Source organism: Bradyrhizobium sp. UFLA05-125, assembly GCF_059803515.1.
Window position 1 is genome coordinate 32,802 of sequence record NZ_JBANBJ010000059.1, and the last position, 17,498, is coordinate 50,299.

Here is a 17,498-nt window from a genome sequence, read left to right on the forward strand (position 1 = left end):
TACTATGCGCTTCTCGCCGGATCAGGCTATGCAGTTTCGGCGGCCGGCCACGGCAATCTAGCGTTACCGACCATCAGTGGTCGAAGGAGGACGCCGCCCGACGTATGGGTGTCGCGACACGTCACCGCAAAGTGCCCATGCTTCAAGCTGCTTGCCGAAGCTGCATAAGTGGCGTGCGAAAATGTCCTAACTGTTCACCCCCTCGGGGCTTAAGAGATTCTCTTTCCTGATCCTCCAGCAAACAACCATTGGCTATGGTGTCTTCAAAGATTGCTCTAATGCAAAGAGGTTTTGCGGCTGCACGCGGATAGTGCCCCCACGAGGACTATCGAGATCCGCGATGAGATAGAATGCGATCGATGCTACAACAGGGAGGATGAAGACGATCATACCGCCCTTCCGTCGCTCGCCATAACCAACCAATATGTTACAGCAAATCGCCATCACTCCCATCAGCGCCCATGCTCCGATCGGTATGCGATTGCGCCACGCCGCCAGCGTATCACCTTGGGAGTTCAGCACATCGTTGATGCCCGAGACGGCCAACGCTACGATCGGCGTCGGCTGCTTGGCCGCGGCCGAAACAGCACTTTCCAAAGCTCCGCCTGAGCAGTTGCGGTGTCCTGGTCAATGGCCCGGCCGGCGCGCTCGTCGTCGTTTTCGTAGAAGGCGATCCGGAGCCGGAGATAGTTCCCCAGCAATTCCCTTGCTTGAGCGCCAAGCTCTCCGGGCAGAAGATCCGCGCGCAAATACTCGGTGCCGATGGCGTTCGCCTCCGCCTCCTCGAGTGTCTTGCGCTGATCGTACCGCGAAACCGCCATCGCGAAGCTAAATGCGATGATGAGCGCAAGGAGCGTCATGGTCGTAGCACGCACCGTGTCGAAGTCGTGGCGCTCGTCCTGGCGAAGTTGCTGTGTGCGCTTGCGGAGGAAGTCTCCAATGTAAAGGGCGACACATTGCACAATGAGCGCGATGACGAAAACGATCAGGGGATTGTTGATGTGCGCGTGCATGGCACGACAGAAACCACCGAACTATCGCGACGAGAACAGGTGATCACCTTCTTCCAGAATCACATCCGCTGACAACAGACGAAAACCTGTTTGGCAATTCTGATGTTGGCAGGCACAGGCAGCTCTTGTCTTCTCCATACGATAGAGCCGGCGTTTCTACTTCGTGAACATGGGCCTTGATGGCGTCGGCGGTGTTGCTGCCGCAGGCGAAATATTGAAGGTCAGCCAGAGATTCCAGCCTGCTGGCCGATTCTCATTGGCGAATTCGCCGTAAGCCTTCAGGTTGAGGTAGCCCTGCAGCTTGTCTGCGAGCGGAAAGATGTAACCGACCTGCGGGCCGAGGCCGACCACTCGCGACTGGAAGCAGCCAACGCGATCGCCGGACCCAGTATCGCATCCGACCTGCTGATACAGGTAACCCACGAGGCCGACCTGCCACTGCTTGGTCAGGAATTGCGAGGCGCCCCAGTCGAGGTGCATGTCCACCCCGTTTTGGTATTGGGTAGCCGGGTTTTTAAAGTTGTATGTGAATCCGAGCACCGCTGAAAACTCATGCCCGGTCTTTTGGTCGAAATAGGTGTAGCCGCCGCCAGCGTCGATCGCCCAGTGCCCAATCCCTATGTTGGCAAGGCGGGCTGAATCGTACATCCCGACCGGAATGTCGCCAGTGATATACGTCATGTAGTTGTTAACACCGGCATTCCAGCGCAGCGCGAACTGCGGGTACACATCGCCAAATCCCACGATCGAGCTGCTGATGCTATCGGAGCGCGAGAAAGGAAATGTGTTGCCGCCAGGGCCCGTCACCGTTCCGGTGAGGGTTCCCGCCAGCGACGTGCTGTTGGCGCCGTAGGCTGCAAGAAAGCCGGCAGAGGCCTGGCCGCCGAACACTGGTGTTTCGAAAGCGTAGTTCGCGATCAAAAAGCCAAGATCCAAATTGGCATGAACGTTGGCGTTCGCGGTGGCCGTGACATTCGCTGGGATATTACCGAGGGTGATCTCGCGGGCCCGCGCGACGTCGCCAGCGGCGGAAACCGAGTCATGCCAATAGATGGTGGTCGCCGACCACCCCGGCGCCTGCTGGGGCACAGCCGCGAGGCTGCCATAAAGGCCGGGCACCCAAAAACTGACGCCGCCCTCATCGGCACGAGCGCATTGAACGGGCAGCGCCATTAGAGCGGCAACCGCTCCGATGCATAACTGACGCGAAAACCGACACCTCGGGCGCTGCATCCGCCGATCCTCCGTTCTCTCGGCCTTAAGCCGCTCGCGGGTCCGCTCACTGCGGAGATGTCGAAAGTAGGCGGCTATGATTGCGGCGCGTCTATGCGAAATCGGCAAACCGCACGGCGCCGTCACTCTTAAATGACGAGTGTGTCTCGGAGGTCACAATGGGGCCATCTCCCGACAGCCTGCCAAATTTGCATAGTCCTATTTGATCATCGACGGTAAAATCCGTGAGGTTGCGAGGACGGTCGCAGACGGGTGGCGGGCCGGCTACAGCCACCCGCTGGGTCGAAGTTTACATCTGTCGTCTCACACTTTCGAGAAATCGTTGTTTCTCGCCAGGCGCGTAACCTTGGGAAGCTCCATAATACGGTTCATTGTATTGATTGTACGGTGCAGTCCGGTATTGGACCGTTGGCTCAGGTGACGCGTACGATGTGGTCGCAGCGTGCGCGGGCGATCGTGATCCGACTTGGCGAGAATAACGCTTCCCTCTCACAGGCGCCGTCGCACCAGCGTAATAATGTGTATAAGAGACAGCCGTTAAAGCGATACCCATCGTCAAAAACGTCAAAGCCAATGTGCGCATTGGAACTTCCTCGAAGTCGGCACAATACCCCTGCACTCAGTCCGTTGGCAGTATTGATCCAAGTCAACGCTCACGGAATAGGTTGATGCGCGTGGACTGATGTCGAGGTCGATGCCGCGCCGATCGGTCGCTAAACTAGCGCAGCGTCTCGACCGTCGCGACGTGCTCGCGGATGAGCCTCGCGATCGAAGACAAGGCCTCGCGACGGAGGACCCAGCACGGGCTAAGGAGGCCTCCGGGGCGCGTGAAAAATGCGGGGTACGCGCGACCGACCCTTTTGAGAATGTCTGGCCCCCGAACATCCACGGAAGAGCGGCGCACCTTTGGAGCAAACCCTTACCTTGGTCGACCTCGTTCGCGCAGCATTCTCTTGATCTGCATCAAGCGCTTTCGGGGTGCCTCATGAAAGCGTTCGGCAGGGCGGGAAGTCAATCAAGGAGAACAGATCATGTCTGTCGGCTTCTTTGAGACTAAACCTCGCGCCTTCGATCCTGTGGCCGCCTCCGGGCTCACGAAAGAAGCCCTAGAAAGCGCGAACTTAGCCTTGAAGGCATTGGCCACTTGGCGAAACGAGATTGCCGACACGAACCAGAAAAATGGCGAGCGCGTCCTCGACCAGATGGCGGTCGCCGCGAAGACGCTTGGGTGGCCTACGCAGATCGTTGAAGCCGCCCGTACACAATTGAAAAGCGTCGCCGAAATCCAAGTTAAGACGATGGACCAAATGATGGACGTTTGGGAAGAGCAGCTCAAATTGCCGAACCCGATGACATCGTCACCATCGGCGATACTGTCGCGTGCGGGCAGGCAAGCGCACTACGTAGTAGCCCATTGTGGCCGGCGAGCCCTTGACCGCAATCCCTGGCGCCTTGCCGGTCCGCGCCGCCCGGCCATGCTCTGATGCTCTGCGCATGGGACGAAATAGGGGCCTACGATGAAGTATCAAATCTGGTTTATGAAGCCATCGTTTCTTCGCGATGTCGTTGGTAGCTTGCCCAATCCCAATAACCTCTCGGCTACTCATGTTCACTTGAAGGATATCGATGCCGATAGTCAGGAGAATGCTCTGACTCGCATGCGAGCGGAGAACTGGTCACCGAATGGTGAGGGTCTCGATTTGCTTCAAAGCAAAGGACTACAGCACACAACCATGACAATCGGTGACGTACTCGTGGATGAAAGCGATGCCGTCTATCTCGTCACCGGCATTGGCTTCAGCTTGCTGCCGAAACATGAGGAGCCGCGTCGATAATTATCTCCATGGATTAGCTTGACTGCGCGTCCTATCAAAACCGGCAGCAGCTCAGGTCTTGATACCAGCCCACCTTCTTTAGCCAGTGACGATGCGAGTCCATCCGCCGACATGGGGCAGAGTTGTTGTCGCTTGCGAGGCCTGAACCAAGATCAAGTCGATCAAGACAAACCTTCATCGAGATTGCATTGAGGTTCGCTCCTCTCGCCTCTCGATGCATCCCGCTGGACATTTTACATCACTATGGAGGCAACCCCATTGAAGGAGTAAGCCATGAGCAAGCTCTATGCTCTCGCCTCGGTTGGGTTCTGCGTAGCTGCGGTAGCCCTGATTACGTCGGCATCGGCTCTTCCGACGGAGGAAGTACCGAAGACCGAACCAGAGTATATCGTCAAGGCGAAGACCGCGGCCCCGCCGTCGGTCGTGAATAACGCGACGATCACAATGCCGCAGCCTGATGGGTCTTCCAAGACCGTCCAAACCGGATCGAACGGTTTCACATGCTTTATCGACAAGTACGGAACGCCCGAATGCGATGACCAGAACGCCATGGAATGGCGCAAAGCCTTGCAAGCCAATCAGGCTCCGCCGAATAAGATCGGCCTAATTTTCATGCTTGCCGGTGACACTGGCACGAGCAATCACGATTTCACCGAACGGCACACGCACCAGCATTGGGTCCAGACCGGGCCGCACGTGATGATCGTCGGCGGCGCAGCACACGAGATGCTCAGCCCTTATCCACACGATCTGGATGTCAAAGACGCGACGCAGCCCTTCGTCATGTTCCCCGGCAAGCCCAACGAACACCTCATGATCCCGGTGCACTCGCAAGAACTGACCACGGGCAGCGCGCGGTGACGTGAGTGAACGCCGCCGTGCCTTGAGACCTGCGGCACGGCGGCGAGCGTCGGCTCCGAGGCTTCAATGATGCCAGAGTCTTGCACGTCGCCATGTTGGCGCTGCGAGCGCGTTCTCCTCCGTGTGGGCCAGCTGCCGCTCGATCGCGTCCGGTTTCAGCGGCCCATCTCGTTGCGCAGCGTCGAGGCGGTGCCCGGAAACCCGACACGCTCACCTCCTCATCGGAATTGCCGGGCTGGCGCTGCGCCGCGTTGAGTGTGTTGTTGCTCATGCGGCGGCGCGGATGCGGGTGTCGTTCAGCATTGCGTTTCCCGTGCTGGCATCGCCGAACAAAAGCGGACTCGGTGCCAGCAAGACTACCAGCTTGCCACACCTGCCAACGCACGGGGCGAACGCGCGCGCTCCCCGGTGGATTTAAGTCTTTAAAATGACTGTCGGAAAAGACGTCGGCGAACGTGGCGAACAGACGCGAACACCGGCAATGGTGCGCCATTCGGAACAAAACTGCGAACTCATATATGATTGAAATACCTATATTTCCGCAAGCGCTTGCGCCGCAACGCGCCTGGACGGCGGTTCTCCTTATCGTCCAAGCAGCAGCACTATTGAGACTATTAACCCCGTGACGCCGATGGCGGGTACAGCGATCCAGAAGGCCTCATTCCGCTTATCGGGAAAGCGACAGGCGAGCTGCCAATTCGATAGCACCACGCCCAGATATCGGGAAATTGACTTACGCTGCCGACGCAGCCGCGCCCAAAGCGTCAGCGCAAACACAGCCCGCGCTTGCGAAGTGCGGGCTCCGGTCATGGGAGTCCATGACCGGTTCGGGAGGAGCGTCCCATGCCGCCCCCCGGAGCGCACGCGGCGAGGCCGCGGCGCAATTCGCACAGACGGCTGATAGCAACCGATCCCATCGGGCAAGGCACCATCTTTTATTTCGGGAGTACAGACTACGTTAGCACCGTCTCGCGCTTCGTAGCGGCGGCAAAGATATTCGCTACCTTTCCGGCAATCGCTGCCCCCAAATCGGCGTTGTTCTTGGCCGTGAAATGAATTCCATCAACTCCATCGGTCGAAATCACGCTTCCCGCGTCGAAGAAATCGACCTTAAGGAAAGCAGCGAGCGATCTGTACTGGCCGGCGAGTTCGATGGTCTTCTCGCGCCCGCCCTCAAACATTCCCTGAAACCACGGGTCCGGCAAATCGGCGAGTGGCGGCGGCGAAACGATGAGCACTTTGGGCGCGGGATACACTGTTCCTACTCCGCCGCCGGAAGTGAGCACTTGTCCCGCCAACTTGGACATACCGACCGCGATCTCGTAAGGCGTACGGCGGAAATAGCTCTTCGTATCGTTGGTCCCGAGCATGATGATGACGAGATCCAGCGGAAGATGACTTGCAATGGCGGATGGAAGGTAGGCGGACCCGTTCAGTCGTGGATCCGCTGGATCATCGAGCGACGTCGTGCGTGCACTCAACCCCTCCTCGATGACCTCGTAGTCGGGCCCGAGCTTTGCTGCCATGGCTCCTGTCCACCGCTCCGCATAGGGAAACCGCGTCGTCGGCGAGCCCTCCGGGACGGCAACCCAGCCCCAGGTGAGTGAATCTCCAAAGCACAGGATACGTTTCGTCATCGGTCCCTCACGAGTTTGATTTAGAGCGAACGCCGTAGAAGATCGCGGCGAGGAGAATGATCAGCCCTTGGGCGATGAGCTTGCCTGGCTCCTGCACCCCCATCGTCGTCATGACTACGAACAGAAGGGCGAAGCAGAGGACGCCGACAAATGGACCCCAGACTTGGGCGGGTCGGCCGAAGACCACGCCGCCTAGAATAGTTGCCGCGATCGAATTCATGACGAGTTCAGGTCCGAACCGCACGCTTCCGACCGCTATCGAGGATGTTTGGACCAGTGCAGCCACGGCAGACATGAGACCCGAGATCGTGTGCGCAAGCACGACGGTGCGTTCGACCGGCACGCCCGAAAAATGTGCGGAGATTGGATTGCTGCCGATCGACCACACGAATCTGCCGAACACGGTTCTTCCGAGAAAGCCGCTCATCACGCCGGCAAGCACGAACCAAAAGATGACTGGGGCGGGGAGTGTCCCGAACCGCAAATTATAGAGTTGGCGGAACTGGTCCGGGACATCTCCCGGCGGCTTCCCATTCGCGAGATATTCAACCAACCCGATCAGAACGATATTCACCGCAAGCGTCACGATGACGGCGGATGCTCGGCGCTTGCCGACAAGAAGCCCGTTCAAAAGACCGACCGAAAGCCCGACACTTAGGCACAGAAGAACAACGAAAAGAATCGGCCATTCGTAAAGGAGGCCAGAAGAAATCAGGTAGTTGACGAACAGAATAACTCCACCAGCGGACAGGTCGATGGAGCGCGAGGAGATTACGAGCAGTTGACCTAGAACGACGATACCGAGCGGCACGACCTGTCGCGCGAATGTACCCAGGATCGCGACGTTCATCAGGTTGGGCCGCATCATCCACAAGGCGACAAGGAGCACCAGGAGAACGATGTAGGAAGGCGGTATTCGCAACGCGGCGCGAGACAGGTCGTCAAGTCGCTTCATGACTTACAGTCCAATCGTCTTGCGCGGCTGAAGCGATATGACTGCGAGTAGTATCAGCCCCTTCACGATGGTCTGGATGAAGGCCGAGACATTGAGAAGATTCATGCCATTTGCGATAACTGCGAGAAGCGCGCAGCCGATGACAGTGCCGTGGAGGCTGCCAACTCCTCCGGCGAGTTGGGTGCCGCCAAGCGCAACGGCGGTGATCGAATCAACCGCATATTGCGTCCCGATGTTTGGGTCACCCGAGACGATGCGGCCTGCCAAGAAGATGCCGGCCGCAGCAGCGAAACAGGAACTCAGGACGTAGGCTGCGAGGACGTTGCGCTGCTCGGCGATGCCAAAGGTAGCCGCTGTTTCACCTCCGCCGATCGCAAACAGGTGCAAGCCGAAGCGGGAGCCGTGCACGACCTTCCAAGCCACCAATATTGCGGCGATGACCCATATGACAGGCATGTAGATGCCAAATAGCCTGCCGCTCACGAGAAAGAGGATCTCCGATGGGACGGAGCCACCAGCAGAGGGCCGGACAAACATCGTTATGCCCTGCACGATGCCCATCATGGACAACGTTGCGATGATCGGATGCACTCTAAAACTGGTTACCGTAATCCCGTTTAGGAGCCCAATCACGACGGCCGCGAGCATGACCCCCGGCACCGAAACATAGACGGGAGCGTTGAGCGACAAGATTCCGGTCGTGAGGCTGACGACGGAGCCGACCGACAGATCAAGACCTCTCACAAGGATCACGATCATCTGCCCGATGCTCACGAGGATGAGCGGCGCCGCCTGAGCAACTAGATTGAGAATGTTTTGCGAACTCACGAACTCATTGGTCGAAAATGCCAAGGCCAAGGAACAGGCCAGGGCGACGAGCAACGGAACCGTCCACAACCCGTGCCGTGAGTTTGCTCCAACAAATAAGCGACCAAGCTGGCTCATCTCGGTTGTTTTCACCTCAACTATGTAGGGCCGCTTCGAGAATGGCGTGCTCGGTAGCCGATTCGGCGAGCATCTCGGTAACGACATGCTTGTCGTGGATGACATACAGCCGGTCGCAAAGACCGATCAGCTCCAGAGTTTCTCTCGAAAGGACGACGACCGAACCGCCGGCGTTCGCGTAGTCGCGAAGGAGCTTGTAGATCTCTGCCTTTGCGCCTACGTCGACGCCTCGTGTGGGCTCTTCAATGATCAGTATGTCGGCCCCCAATGCGAGATATCGTCCGAGAAGAACCTTTTGCTGATTTCCGCCCGACAGAGCGTTCACCGGCAGCGACGGTCTAGAGGCCTTTATCGAGAGGCTTTTCATGGAGTTCGCGATCACCTCGCGATGAGCCGATGCCGGTTTAAGTTCGAAATGCCGGCTGTGCAGTCCAATGGTGAGATTGTGGGCGAGAGAAAGGTCAAGAAACAAGCCCTCGAGCTTTCTGTCCTCGGGAACAAAGCCGAGGCCTAGCGCCTGCATTTCGCGAATGCCGAGCTCTCCTGAGAGCGGGAAGGCGAACTCCCGTCCTCTAACGGCAACCTTGCCGCCGTGGGGCGTGTATTGTCCGACGAGCGACCTGACAAGCTCCCGCTGCCCCTGGCCCTCGAGGCCTGCGAGCGCCACGATCTCGCCGCGCCGGAGCATGATCGACGACGGCGTAGCGTCCGGAGTCAGCCGAAGACCCTCAATCGAGAGAACGACTTCGCCCTCCGTTCGGTTCGACCTGGGCGGAAACAACTCGCTCAGCTCCCGGCCGACCATCATGGCGATCAACTGCTTGGGGCGGATCGCCGAAACCGGCACGGTATCTACGTTGCGACCATCCTTCAACACGGTGATGGTGTCGCAAATCTTGAAAATTTCTTCCATGCGGTGAGAGATGTAGACGACCGCCTTCTGCTGCCTCTTGAGGGCCAGAATCTGAGCGTTGAGAACATCGACATCAGCGGCATTGAGCGCAGCCGTTGGTTCATCGAGAATAACGACGTCGGCGCGTGCCGAGATGCCGCGGGCGATTTCTACAAATTGCCTCTCCGCGATCGAAAGATTTCCGACGAGGGTTGCCGGATCGAGCTTCAGGCCAAGCTCGGATAAAATCTCCTTCGCTTTCCTTTCCATCCAAGCCGTGTCGGTTACGCCGAACTTTGTAACCGGCTCTTTGCCGAGGTACATGTTCTCGGCGATTGACAGATTAGGAAGCAGGGAGTGTTCCTGGAATACCGTCGATACTCCGGCATCGAGCGCCTCACGAGGTGAGGCGAAGCGGACGATTTGTCCGTTCTTCCGAATCATGCCTCCGTCAGGCTGAATGACGCCTGCCAAGATCTTCATGAGGGTCGATTTGCCGGCCCCGTTCTCGCCCATGAGCGCATGGACTGATCCGGGAAGCAGCTGAAAATCGACGTTTTCGAGCGCGGCAATGCCCCCGAAAGTCTTCGAGATTGATGTCATCTGGACAAGCGGCTGTACGGTCATCGCTCCGATCCAAAGCCTGCATAGGGGGACGGTAGTGCCGGCGCTTAAAAAGAGCGCCGGCACCAGCAAAGATCAGTGCTTGCCGTAGTACTTCTGGAGATCCTGCTCGGTCAGGCTGGTCGGAAACCAGGCATTCGCGCTGAGGTCCTTGCGATAGTACTTCTTGGCCTTTTCGAGATCCCACCCGTCGGGCTCGTAGACGTAACGCTTATGGAGCTGCTTGCCTTCGAGAAGGGCAACCGCCGCGCGCACGCCGGCAGCCCCCTGCTCGGGACCGTATTCGGGCGAGATCGAGGGGAAGCCGAGCTCGATCCAGCGGGCGAAGAAACCGTTGTTGCCTTCGCCGGTGATCGGCGGAATTTTTGCGCCATATTGCTGGAAGACATCGACGCAGGCGCGGGTCATGTCGGCACCTGACGACCAGATACCGTCGACCTTCGGATTATTGAGATAGAGAGTTTCGCAGACCTGCTTGCCGACGTCGTATTGCCACTTGCCGGCATCTTCCGCGACGATTTTGATGTCGGTGCCCTTGATCGCTTCCAGCAGGCCCTTGTAACGATTGATGTCCTCAGGATGCGCCGGAAGGCCGCGCAGCACCCAGATGTTTCCCTTGCCATGGAGCTGCTTGACGAGGAAATCACCCATCACCTTGCCGAAATGAACGCCGCCGCCCTGGATATCGACAGTGTATTTGTCGGTCTCTGTCAGACCCGTATGGACGATGACGGGAATGCCGGCGGCGACGGCTTTTTCAATGCCGGCGTCAGCGGAAGTCGGCGTCAGCGGTGTCACGATGATCGCATCGACCTTCTGCGCGATAAGATCTTCGATATCGGCGACCTGCTTGGCCTGACTAATATTGGCATCCAGCAGGATGAATTGACCGACTCTCTTGTCGAGCCTCGCAGCCGCTTCCGCATCATGCGCCATCTGGACGGTCCAAGTGTTGGCGTTCACGCCAAAATGGCTCATCCCGATCTTCCATGGACCGTTCTTCTTGAACTGATCCGGAGGCGTCATGCGCTCATCGCCGGGGCGCGGCGTGACGCCCTGCATCAGGTTGACCTCCTGCGCGCGCGCTTCCGTCCAGGCAGCCAACGTGGCGGCGACCAGCCCAATTCCGAGTAGTTTCAATCCTTGGTGCATGAATCCTCCTTCACCGCACTCGATGCCCAATTTACTTCGAGGGAGCAGAGCGCAGGTCAGCGTCCGTCCGCCGCGGCACGGCGGACGTTGTCTGGACCATTCAGGTTGATGGATCGGCCCCTCTCGGCGAAGAGCCTACTTCTTGGCGTTCTGCTCCCAGTGCCGACGGATTTTTTCAGTCCGCCGCGACGTTACCAATGCACAGCTTGACTGGAGCTGTCAATAGTTATTCAGATTGAATGAATAATCGACCTGTTGCAGTCTTCGAATGGCAGAGACAATGATGGGTACCAAAAAGCACGGGGATTCAGGACGATGCTTGTGCGTTCGGTTCTATGTTTCGGCGATTCCAATACTCACGGTCAGATACCTGGTCGCGGACCGCTCGAGCGCCACGATCGACACACCCGGTGGCCGGGTGTGCTTCAGGCTGAGCTCGGGCCGAAGTGGTACGTCATCGAAGAAGGTCTCAGCGGAAGGACAACCGTTCGCGACGATCCAATCGAAGGTGCCCACAAGAACGGCAGGACATATCTGCGTCCTTGCGTCCAAAGCCACACGGTCCTGGATCTCGTGATCATCATGCTGGGGACTAATGACCTCAAGGCTCGATTCAACATGCCGGCTTCCGAGGTCGCCATGGGACTGGGGTGCCTGATCTACGACATACGAGAGCTGGCGCCAGGCCCTGGCGGAACTGTACCGGAAATCATGATCGTGGCCCCTCCTCCGATTTTGGACGACATCAAGGAATGGAAATCGATCTTTGCCAGCGCACCAGAGAAGTCACGGCAACTCGCCCTGGAATTCGAAATCATGGCGGATTCCCTTGGCGTGCACTTCTTCAACGCCGGAGCGGTTTGCCAATGCGACGAAGCAGACGGATTTCATTTGAACGCCGATGCACATCGGGCACTGGGTATCGCGCTGGCACAAGAGATCGAAGCGATCGGATGGTCCGTTGCTGAGCATCAGCGTTGAGCGAACCTCTGCTTGAGGTCTTCCGAGAGGAGCAGTTCCTTGCCTGACATGCGATTTGCGCCACCGAACCCGCTGCGGATCGCAGACCGGGCGAGCGGCCTGAATGCGCCAAGCGTGAGAAGCTACAATGAACGGCTTGTGCTCTCGTTGCTCTTGCAGAGCGCCGGAATTTCGCGCCTCGAAATCGGCGAAAAAACCGGCCTTTCCGCGCAAACAGTATCTGTCATCGTGCGTTCATTGGAGCAGGAAGGTCTGGTCTCGAAGGGTGAGGCGCAGCGAGGTCGGGTCGGGCCGCCGGCAATTCCCCTGTCACTCAATCCCAAAGGAGCCTTCTCGATCGGCGTAAGCTTCGGCGCAAGCGCGGCCGATATCGCCGTCATCGACTTTGTCGGCGAGGTGCAGCACCACGCCGCGCATCCATACTCCACGTTGCATGGATCCGGCGCACTCGTCGCGAAAATCCAGGAAATTCTAGCGGCGCTTCCACCCTCGAGCCGAACCCGGATTGCTGGTATCGGACTGGCGGCCCCCAACGAGACAGGCTCGCATCGTGTGAGAGATCTTTTAGGCAGCGATCTAATCGATCTCCAGGCCAGCATTGAGAGCGCGCTCAATCTGTCCGTTTACATCCAGGATGACATAACAGCGGCTGCAGGCGGGGAAAGCCTGTTCGGAGTGGCGCGCTCTTTGCCCGATTTCCTCTTCTTCTATCTGGGCTCGCACCTGCACAGTCGTCTCGTTCTGAACTATCAAATCCACAGCGGCAGGTTCGGCATGAGTCATGACGTCGGGCTGCTGCGCTTGCGAGAGGAATTCAAGCGGCTTGGGCTGGTGCTGGAAGACGTCGGATCAGAAACCCTGCCGAGGGCTGCCGCCGAATACTACGCCGAATGGCGTCGCATGTGCTGCCGCCAGCTCGTCGGATCAATTCGTTCCCTCCTGAGCTTTGTCAGTTTCAAGTCCGCGGTCATATCGAGCTACGCACCACCGAAACTAGGACAGACCCTATGCTCCGAGCTTCATGAGGAAGTACCTGAGGTGCAGTTCCTCTATGGCGCCAACTCCATCGCGCCCAAGGCGGTGGGCGCAGCCAACCTGCCGTATCACTCGCGGTTTATGGTGCAGTAGACAGGCCGGCACCGAAACCCGAATTACTGCACCCATCAAATTCGCGGAGGGGCGCATCACCCGTACTTGCGGAAACGCGGGACGAACATTTCAGAACGGCAAGCCGTCGCGGTAGAAAGCGACGACGACGGAAAATGCAATGTCTTGTTGGCAATTCTCTTCGGCGATCTGAAGCGCGAACCCGAAGTTATCCGCGGCATTCCCAGTGCCGAACGGCTGCACCGAACCTGTAGATCGTGCTCCAGCGTGGAAAAGTCATGGTGCCCAGGGGCGGAATCGAACCACCGACACTGCGATTTTCAGTCGCATGCTCTACCAACTGAGCTACCTGGGCGTGCTCCAAGAGAGGGGCCAAGGCCCATCGAGCGGGCGGTTTATAGTGGGCCGGAAGCGGCCTGTCCACCCACGCTTCGCCTTTCGCTTCGCGGGGCGCGGCCCGGCTGTGCACAAGATCGGCGCGGGCGCGCGGCGGGGCTCTCGCGGCCATTTAACATATTGATAATACGACATTATTCCACGTCATCCACTTCATCGTCGCGGCCGGGGATGACATAGGAGCCCTTGAGCCAGCGGTTGAGGTCGACGTCGCGGCAGCGCGAGGAGCAGAACGGGCGGGTGGCCTGGGACTGCGGCTTGCCGCAAATCGGGCAGGTCTTGAGCGGGGGAAGCAGCTTTTTGACTTGGTCGTCCATCAGGTGAGCCTACACGAAGTCGGGAGATAAGGGGGCTGTGGGGCAAGAGTTCCCGAAGGTGGCGGCGGGGCTCGCGACTCCCCTCCCCAATCCCGCAAGGGGGAGGGAGCGCATCGCCGGCGGGGCGGCACTCAAATTCGATGTGAAAGGGTCCCGGCCCGGCCGGCCGTTCTACTTTGCATGGGGTTGTTTTCGAGATTTTTGTTTAAGCCAACCCGGAGCTCAAACGCCGACGGCGTTGAGCCAGCCGAAGCGGATGGGAAAACCTTCGCCGCCGAGCAGCGTGGTGGTCTCGTAGAGCGGCAGGCCGACGACGTTGCTGTAGGAGCCAACCATCTTGACCACGAAGGAGCCGGCGATGCCCTGCACGGCATAGCCGCCGGCTTTGCCGCGCCATTCGCCGGAGCCGATATAGGCCTGGATGTCGTCCTCGGAGAGGCGCTTGAAGCGGACGCGGGTCTCGACCAGGCGCTGGCGGAAGGCCTCGCGCGGGGTGACCAGAGTGATCGCGGTGTAGACGCGATGGTTGCGGCCCGACAGCAGCCGCAGGCACTGCGCGGCCTCGTCCACCAGGTTGGCCTTGGGCAGGATGCGGCGGCCGACCGCGACCACGGTGTCGGCCGAGAGGATGAAGGCGCCGCGCAGTTCGTCGTCGAGCTGCACTGATTTGAGCGCCGCATCGGCTTTTGCCCGAGCGAGGCGATTGGCGCAGGCGCGCGGCAGCTCGCCCCGCTTCGGCGTCTCGTCGACATCGGCCGGCCGCAAGGCATCGGGCTCGATGCCAGCCTGATTGAGCAGCGACAGGCGCCGTGGCGAACCGGAGGCAAGAACGAATTTGGGACGGCCGAGCATCAGGTGATTTGGGGGACGGAAGCAGGGGGTGAATTGCGCGCGGAACCTATCGGAAGGGGGCCGGTTTCACAACCCGGGAACCCGGACTTAAGCGATTCGAGGTAACTACAGATGCGTGTGCCTGCGGTCTGTGACGCCGGTGTTACGCTGATCTCGTGTCCCGGACGCGGCGCGGCATGAAATGACGCGACGCAGATCCGGGACCCAGCGTGGGCGACGCGCGTGGCGAGATGGGCCCCGGCTCTGCAGCGCATCGCGAAAGGCGCGCTGCGCTGCGTCCGGGGCACGAGAGCTACCCGCTCGCGGCCCCGGCCTTCGCGAAGCGCCTGCGGATGCGCAGGAGGAGCTGATCGCAGACCTCGCGATAGGCAGCCAGCTTCTGGTCGCGACTGCCTTCGGTGCCGGTCGGATCGTGCGTCGGCCAGTACTCGACGTCGGCGGCGAGCGTGCGCGTCAGCTCCAGCGCCTTGTGATGGGCCTCCGGCGACAACGTGATGATGAGGTCGAAGTTCAGCCCCTCCCAGTCCTCCAGCTCCTCGAAGGTCTGCGGCTTGTGGGTGGAGATGTCCTGCCCGAGCTCGGCCATCACGGCGACCGCGAAGGGATCGAGCTCGCCCTTCCTGGCGCCGGCGGATTTGACGTAGAGCCCGTGCGGAAACATGTGGTGCAGCAGGCTCTCGGCCATCGGCGAGCGCACGCTGTTGAGCGCGCAGGCGAACAACACTGACTGCGGATCGCGTGCGCGGGGCGGCGCCGCCATCGCGCTTAGCCTTTCCAGTGCAGGACAGTGATGAGCGTGAACAGCCGGCGCGAGGTCTCGAAATCGACCCGCACCTTGCCCTTCAGTCGCTCCTGGAGCGTGCGCGATCCCTCGTCATGGATGCCGCGGCGGCCCATGTCGATGGCCTCGATCTTGTCCGGCGTCGCAGTCCGGATCGCCTGATAGTAGCTGTCGCAGATCATGAAATAGTCCTTCACGATCCGCCGGAACGGCGTCAGCGACAAGAGATGCGCGACCACGTGCGTGCCGTCCTCGCGGCGGATGTCGAACATCAAGCGGTTGCCGGTGATGCCGATATGCAGCGTGAACGGCCCCTGCCCGTCGGCGCCTTCCGGCGCGAACAGGTTCTGCTCGATCAGGTCGTAGATCGCGATCGCACGCTCATGCTCGATGTCCGGCCCGGAGCGGCCGATCGATTCCTCGTCGAGCGTGACGCCGACGATGCGATTTTGCGTGTCGTCCTGTGCGGGCTTGTTCATGACGGATTGAGGCGCAATCCGACCGAGCGCGCATGGGCGTCGAGCCCTTCCGCCTTGCCGAGCGTCATCGCGGCGGGCCCGAGCGCACGGAGCTGCTCGGGGCCACATTTCAGGATCGAGGTGCGCTTCATGAAGTCGTGCACCGAGAGCCCCGAGGAGAAGCGCGCCGAACGCGCGGTCGGCAGCACGTGGTTGGATCCGCCGACATAGTCGCCGATCGCTTCGGGCGTGTGCGCGCCGAGGAAGACCGCGCCGGCATTGCGGATCTTTGCGGCGAGCCCATCGGCGTCCGTCGTCATGATCTCGAGATGCTCGGCGGCGATGGCATCGGCGAGCGGGATGGCGTCAGCGAGGTTCTTCACCATGATGACGGCGCCGAAATCGGCCCACGACGCGCCGGCGATCGCAGCGCGCGGCAGCGTCTTCAACTGCGCTTCGACGGCATTTTCGACATCGGCGGCGAGCCGCGCGGAATCGGTGATCAGGATCGACTGCGCGCTCGCATCATGCTCGGCCTGGGCCAACAGGTCGGCGGCGATCCAGTCGGCATTGCCGGTGTCGTCGGCGATGACCAGCACCTCCGACGGACCGGCGATCATGTCGATGCCAACCTTGCCGAACACGAGCCGCTTGGCCGCGGCGACATAGGCGTTGCCGGGGCCGACGATCTTTGCGACCGGCGCAATCGTCGCGGTGCCATGGGCGAGCGCAGCAACGGCCTGCGCGCCGCCGACGCGGTAGATCTCGCTGACGCCGCCGAGATGGGCGGCCGCCAGCACCAGCGGGTTGAGCTTGCCGTCGGGCGCCGGCACCACCATCACGAGCCGCGCAACGCCGGCGACCTTCGCTGGCACCGCATTCATCAGCACCGAGGACGGATAGGCCGCGGTACCGCCGGGCACGTAGAGGCCGGCCGATTCGATCGCGGTGTAGCGCCAGCCGAGCTCAACGCCGAGCGGATCGGTGAAGCGCTCATCCTTCGGCAGCTGACGCGCGTGGTAGGTCTCGATGCGGTCGCGGGCCAGCTTGAGCGCATCCAGCGTTGCGACGTCGCAGGCCTTCACGGCGGCCTCGATCTCGGCGGTCCGGACTTGCAAGGAGGCGGCATCGAGCTCAAGCCGGTCGAACTTGCGCGTCGCCTCGATCAGCGCGGCATCGCCCCGCTTGGCCACATCATCGACGATTGAGCGCGCGGCGGCCTCGACGTCGGCCGAGACCTCACGCTTGGCGGCGAGGAAGGCCGCAAATCGCTGGTCGAAATCGGCGCTGCTGCGGTCGAGGCGAATGGGCATGTTGCGACGGTCTTTTGGCTGATCTTTGGGGTGGATCGGGCTCACCAGGTCCCCTGCTCAATGGCGCGGCGGGGAAGCGGCGTCAACCCTTGGGAGATGTCGTCCCGTCGAAGTCGTCTTACCCCCTAATCCTCCCCTTCCGCCCC

At 60.1% G+C, this 17,498-nt stretch carries 18 protein-coding genes and 1 tRNA gene; 5 read left to right on the forward strand and 14 right to left on the reverse strand.

The window, feature by feature from the left end:
* Positions 1–252: 252 nt before the first annotated feature.
* From SO156_RS34240 to SO156_RS34250, 3 genes are all read right to left on the reverse strand, one after another.
* Positions 253–597, reverse strand: a complete 345-nt coding sequence (locus SO156_RS34240) for a hypothetical protein (protein WP_498537850.1) — start codon at positions 595–597, stop codon at positions 253–255.
* Positions 549–1,013, reverse strand: a complete 465-nt coding sequence (locus SO156_RS34245; RefSeq protein WP_498537851.1) for a hypothetical protein — start codon at positions 1,011–1,013, stop codon at positions 549–551. The genes SO156_RS34240 and SO156_RS34245 overlap by 49 nt, the downstream gene beginning before the upstream one ends.
* Positions 1,014–1,169: 156 nt before the next feature.
* Positions 1,170–2,186 (reverse strand): SphA family protein, encoded by a 1,017-nt coding sequence (locus SO156_RS34250; RefSeq protein WP_498537852.1) that lies wholly within the window; start codon positions 2,184–2,186, stop codon positions 1,170–1,172.
* Between the two features lie 1,091 nt (positions 2,187–3,277).
* On the opposite strand from SO156_RS34250, the gene SO156_RS34255 reads away from it, so the two are divergent.
* The 3 genes from SO156_RS34255 (at position 3,278) to SO156_RS34265 (ending at position 4,942) form a co-directional block, all read left to right on the forward strand.
* Positions 3,278–3,730 (forward strand): hypothetical protein, encoded by a 453-nt coding sequence (locus SO156_RS34255; RefSeq protein WP_498537853.1) that lies wholly within the window; start codon positions 3,278–3,280, stop codon positions 3,728–3,730.
* 33 nt (positions 3,731–3,763) lie between these two features.
* Positions 3,764–4,081, forward strand: coding sequence for a hypothetical protein (locus SO156_RS34260; RefSeq protein WP_458144088.1), 318 nt, complete (start codon positions 3,764–3,766; stop codon positions 4,079–4,081).
* A 273-nt stretch (positions 4,082–4,354) separates the two neighbouring features.
* Positions 4,355–4,942 (forward strand): hypothetical protein, encoded by a 588-nt coding sequence (locus tag SO156_RS34265; protein WP_498537854.1) that lies wholly within the window; start codon positions 4,355–4,357, stop codon positions 4,940–4,942.
* A gap of 953 nt (positions 4,943–5,895) precedes the next feature.
* On the opposite strand, the gene SO156_RS34270 is transcribed toward SO156_RS34265, so the two are convergent.
* The 5 genes from SO156_RS34270 to SO156_RS34290 form a co-directional block, all read right to left on the reverse strand.
* Entirely contained in the window at positions 5,896–6,579 is a 684-nt protein-coding gene (locus SO156_RS34270) for an SGNH/GDSL hydrolase family protein (protein WP_498537855.1), read from the reverse strand.
* A 7-nt stretch (positions 6,580–6,586) separates the two neighbouring features.
* Positions 6,587–7,534 carry an ABC transporter permease gene (locus SO156_RS34275; protein ID WP_498537856.1) on the reverse strand — a complete coding sequence of 316 codons (948 nt, stop codon included), beginning with the start codon at positions 7,532–7,534 and terminating at the stop codon, positions 6,587–6,589.
* Between the two features lie 3 nt (positions 7,535–7,537).
* Positions 7,538–8,479 (reverse strand): ABC transporter permease, encoded by a 942-nt coding sequence (locus SO156_RS34280; RefSeq protein WP_458144092.1) that lies wholly within the window; start codon positions 8,477–8,479, stop codon positions 7,538–7,540.
* Between the two features lie 16 nt (positions 8,480–8,495).
* A complete protein-coding gene (locus SO156_RS34285; RefSeq protein WP_458144093.1) occupies positions 8,496–9,998 on the reverse strand; it encodes a sugar ABC transporter ATP-binding protein in 1,503 nt (500 codons plus the stop codon).
* A 72-nt stretch (positions 9,999–10,070) separates the two neighbouring features.
* Complete coding sequence (locus SO156_RS34290) at positions 10,071–11,147, reverse strand: ABC transporter substrate-binding protein (protein WP_458144094.1); 1,077 nt, start codon at positions 11,145–11,147, stop codon at positions 10,071–10,073.
* A 315-nt stretch (positions 11,148–11,462) separates the two neighbouring features.
* Here SO156_RS34290 and SO156_RS34295 point away from each other — a divergent pair, with 315 nt between their 5' ends.
* Entirely contained in the window at positions 11,463–12,128 is a 666-nt protein-coding gene (locus SO156_RS34295) for an SGNH/GDSL hydrolase family protein (protein ID WP_458144095.1), read from the forward strand.
* 48 nt (positions 12,129–12,176) lie between these two features.
* The gene (locus SO156_RS34300) at positions 12,177–13,256 is read left to right on the forward strand and encodes an ROK family transcriptional regulator (RefSeq protein WP_498537862.1); all 1,080 of its coding nucleotides are present in this window, start codon (positions 12,177–12,179) and stop codon (positions 13,254–13,256) included.
* A 258-nt stretch (positions 13,257–13,514) separates the two neighbouring features.
* Here the strand turns inward: SO156_RS34300 and SO156_RS34305 are convergent.
* The 6 genes from SO156_RS34305 to hisD form a co-directional block, all read right to left on the reverse strand.
* Positions 13,515–13,590 (reverse strand) — tRNA-Phe (locus tag SO156_RS34305).
* A 175-nt stretch (positions 13,591–13,765) separates the two neighbouring features.
* Positions 13,766–13,948 (reverse strand): DNA gyrase inhibitor YacG, encoded by a 183-nt coding sequence (yacG, locus tag SO156_RS34310; protein ID WP_498537857.1) that lies wholly within the window; start codon positions 13,946–13,948, stop codon positions 13,766–13,768.
* 222 nt (positions 13,949–14,170) lie between these two features.
* Positions 14,171–14,800 (reverse strand): Maf-like protein, encoded by a 630-nt coding sequence (locus SO156_RS34315; RefSeq protein WP_027520709.1) that lies wholly within the window; start codon positions 14,798–14,800, stop codon positions 14,171–14,173.
* A gap of 292 nt (positions 14,801–15,092) precedes the next feature.
* Positions 15,093–15,560, reverse strand: a complete 468-nt coding sequence (locus SO156_RS34320) for an arsenate-mycothiol transferase ArsC (protein WP_498537858.1) — start codon at positions 15,558–15,560, stop codon at positions 15,093–15,095.
* A 5-nt stretch (positions 15,561–15,565) separates the two neighbouring features.
* Positions 15,566–16,060 (reverse strand): UPF0262 family protein, encoded by a 495-nt coding sequence (locus tag SO156_RS34325; protein WP_498537859.1) that lies wholly within the window; start codon positions 16,058–16,060, stop codon positions 15,566–15,568.
* On the reverse strand, positions 16,057–17,352 hold the full coding sequence (gene hisD, locus SO156_RS34330) for a histidinol dehydrogenase (protein WP_498537860.1): 1,296 nt from the start codon (positions 17,350–17,352) through the stop codon (positions 16,057–16,059). Before hisD ends, SO156_RS34325 begins: the two co-directional genes overlap by 4 nt.
* Positions 17,353–17,498 lie beyond the last annotated feature (146 nt).